Source organism: Actinokineospora sp. NBRC 105648 (assembly GCF_030269645.1).
GTDB lineage: Bacteria > Actinomycetota > Actinomycetes > Mycobacteriales > Pseudonocardiaceae > Actinokineospora.
This window is the reverse complement of the sequence record NZ_BSTR01000103.1, coordinates 1-1,538: the sequence shown is the minus strand read 5'-3', so window position 1 is coordinate 1,538 and position 1,538 is coordinate 1. Positions and strand designations below refer to the sequence as shown.

Genomic DNA, 1,538 nt, shown 5'->3' with positions numbered 1-1,538 from the left:
CTAGTACGGCAGCCGCCATTTGTTAGCTGACCTGGGTGTTCTCGATGTCGCGGGCGAGTCTGGTGCGTTTGTGGAACCAGCGTGAGCGTGCTTGGTGGGTGCGTCGCCAGTTCACCCAGTGGGTTGTGTGCTCCTGTGGTCGGGGTGTGGTGGTGGCGTCGGCGATCAGGCGCTTGATTTCGGGGATGGTGAACGGGATGCGGCCGGGGTCGGTGGGTGGGGGCTGGTCCGGGTGGGTTGGTTGTGGGGCTTGGCTGTCGGTGCGGTCGCGCAGCAGGGCGGCGGTGACGGCGCAGACGGCGAGGGCGGCGCAGACGAGCACGGTGTGTCGGGCGATGGCGGTGTAGAGCCTGGCCTGGGACTGGTCCAGGCCGAAGCAGTCCTTGCCGAACTCGAATCCTTCCTCGATGGGCCAGCGCAGCCCGGCGGCGCGGATCAGCCGTGCCTTGGTGAGCGGTTCGCCTTCGGGCACGTAGCAGTAGTGGAAGGCCAACTCGCCGGTGTGTAGGTGTTTGCGGATGAGGAGGTGGTGTCGGGCGGAGGTGGTGGCGATCCACGCCCAGGCGTACCATCGGTCGCCCTTGGCGCCTTTGCCCGCTGAGCGGGTTTCCCAGCGCCGCTTGTGTTTCAGTCCCTGCAGGAGCGTCTTGGTGCCCTGTTCGCAGGAGGTCACCGCCCCGCTGGGCAGCGTGATCCGGAAGTTCTTCGCCACCCGCAGCACGTATGCCTGCTGCTCGGCCTCGAAGTGCTCCCGCAACTCGGTGCAGTTGCCGTAAACCTCGTCCCCGCAGTAGAAATCCGGTCGGAACCCGTCCGTGGCCGCGGTCGTGCAGATGTCGATGGCCAACTGGCCCTTGGTGCGGAATGTCAGATCCGACGGTAGTCCCATGCGCAGCGAGCGCACGGGATCGGTGATGTGTTCGTCGGGGATCCACTGTCGGAACCCGATCAACGCGTGCCCGGTGCCTTCGCGCACATAGGACAGGTGCACCGTGTTGATCCCGTTCTCCACCCGGCCCGCGCAGCCCAGATGCTGACGTTTGACACCCGCGGTGGCTTCGCCCTTTTTCTGCTGCCCGGTCTCATCCAGCGCCCCGACAACCAGCCTCCCGCGCCTGCGCCCACTCTTGCGGGCAGCCTCCTCCAACCCGGCCACCGCGAACCGCCGGACCTCGGCCATCGCCGCGTCCTCGTCCCACACCGCCCGGTTCAGCAGCCGCTGCGTCCGATCCGGTGTCCGGTCCCCGACATGCTCAGCGATGGTCCAGCCGTTCCGTTTGGGCAACTCGCTTGCCACCGCTCGCATGTACTTGCGGGCCTGCAGGAACGGCTCGATCCGCCGAAAACACGAGCGCAGCCGTTCGGTCAGCTCACCCAGTCTCCGCCCGGCCAGCCGAGCACCTATCCTGGCAGCCGCAGCCGCCTGCGATCCTGTCGTCTTCACAAACACATGATCAACAGGCGGCTGCTCCACGTCGAACACGGGCCCCACCACACGTTCCCGCAGGTCACAACCCAAATGGCGGCTGCCGTACTAG

The 1,538-nt window shown here is 66.7% G+C and carries 1 protein-coding gene; it reads right to left on the bottom strand.

Annotated features, from left to right (window positions below):
* Positions 1 to 22: 22 nt before the first annotated feature.
* The gene (locus QSK30_RS36550; protein ID WP_502871944.1) at positions 23 to 1,378 is read right to left on the bottom strand and encodes an IS701 family transposase; all 1,356 of its coding nucleotides are present in this window, start codon (positions 1,376 to 1,378) and stop codon (positions 23 to 25) included.
* Positions 1,379 to 1,538: the final 160 nt, after the last annotated feature.